At 52.6% G+C, this 1,118-nt stretch carries 1 protein-coding gene; it reads left to right on the top strand.

The window, feature by feature from the left end; translation table 11 throughout:
• Positions 1-1,118, top strand: a 1,118-nt coding sequence (tuf, locus tag ID864_RS23650) for an elongation factor Tu (RefSeq protein ID WP_099755341.1), incomplete at both ends; no start/stop codon positions are given.

Consider the following 1,118-nt stretch of genomic DNA (forward strand, 5'->3'; position numbering starts at 1 on the left):
AAATTTGAACGTTCCAAACCGCACGTCAACGTTGGTACTATCGGCCACGTTGACCACGGTAAAACTACCCTGACTGCTGCTATCACCACCGTTCTGGCTAAAACCTACGGCGGTTCTGCTCGTGCGTTCGACCAGATCGATAACGCGCCAGAAGAAAAAGCACGTGGTATCACCATCAACACTTCTCACGTTGAATATGACACCCCAACTCGCCACTACGCGCACGTTGACTGCCCAGGCCACGCCGACTATGTGAAAAACATGATCACCGGTGCTGCTCAGATGGACGGCGCGATCCTGGTTGTTGCTGCGACTGATGGCCCAATGCCACAGACTCGTGAGCACATCCTGCTGGGTCGTCAGGTTGGCGTTCCTTTCATCATCGTGTTCATGAACAAATGTGACATGGTTGATGACGAAGAGCTGCTGGAGCTGGTAGAAATGGAAGTGCGTGAGCTGCTGTCTGCTTACGATTTCCCTGGTGATGACCTGCCAATCGTGCGCGGTTCTGCACTGAAAGCCCTGCAGGGCGAAGCTGAGTGGGAAGCAAAAATCATCGAACTGGCTGAGCATCTGGATAGCTACATCCCAGAGCCAGAGCGTGCGATTGACAAGCCATTCCTGCTGCCTATCGAAGACGTATTCTCCATCTCCGGCCGTGGTACTGTTGTGACCGGTCGTGTAGAGCGCGGTATCGTTAAAGTGGGTGAAGAAGTTGAGATCGTGGGTCTGAAAGACACCGTGAAATCTACCTGTACCGGCGTTGAGATGTTCCGTAAGCTGCTGGACGAAGGTCGTGCAGGCGAGAACTGTGGTATCCTGCTGCGCGGTATTAAGCGTGAAGACGTTGAGCGCGGCCAGGTTCTGGCTAAGCCAGGCTCAATCAAGCCACACACCAAGTTCGAGTCAGAAGTTTATATTCTGTCTAAAGAAGAAGGCGGCCGTCATAGCCCATTCTTCAAAGGTTACCGTCCACAGTTCTACTTCCGTACAACTGACGTGACCGGTACCATCGAACTGCCAGAAGGCGTTGAGATGGTAATGCCAGGCGACAACATCAAACTGGTTGTTGAACTGATCAAACCAATCGCAATGGACGACGGTCTGCGTTTCGCAAT

This window comes from Erwinia aphidicola, from assembly GCF_014773485.1.
GTDB classification, from domain to species: domain Bacteria; phylum Pseudomonadota; class Gammaproteobacteria; order Enterobacterales; family Enterobacteriaceae; genus Erwinia; species Erwinia aphidicola.